The organism is Vibrio sp. 10N.222.49.C9 (assembly GCF_041474985.1).
GTDB classification, from domain to species: Bacteria; Pseudomonadota; Gammaproteobacteria; order Enterobacterales; family Vibrionaceae; genus Vibrio; species Vibrio crassostreae_C.
In genome coordinates this window covers 1-415 of the sequence record NZ_JBFRVD010001617.1, presented here as the reverse complement: position 1 = coordinate 415, position 415 = coordinate 1, and the positions used below count along the sequence as shown (strand labels likewise).

Sequence of the window (415 nt, the reverse complement as noted above, 5' to 3'; positions counted from 1 at the left end):
GTACGCGATAATCTTTCACCTCAGCATCTAATCGCTCTCGGTTATAGACGAACTCAGCCATCTCACTATCTGGTACCGACTTCGCCATCGGGATATTAGCCGTCATCGGATCCACCGCGCGATTTCGAATCAACAACTCATAGTGAAGATGCGGACCGGTTACTCGCCCTGTCGCGCCAGACAATCCAATACGCTGGCCACGTTTTACCATCTGACCACGTTTCACCTGTATTCTACTCATGTGCAGATAACGAGTCTTATAGATAGAACCATGCTCTATCACCAAATACTTACCCGCATAAGGATGATTACGAACCATGATCACCTTACCATCAGCCGCAGCCAGTACCGGCGTGCCAGTTGGTATCGCAAAATCCATACCATTATGCGGTGATATACGGCGAGTCACCGGATG

General features: G+C 49.2%; 1 protein-coding gene. It reads right to left on the bottom strand.

All coding sequences use genetic code 11. The annotated features are described in order from the left end of the window. Window positions 1-415, bottom strand: a 415-nt coding sequence (locus AB4585_RS29525; protein ID WP_372172396.1) for a peptidoglycan DD-metalloendopeptidase family protein, incomplete at both ends; no start/stop codon positions are given.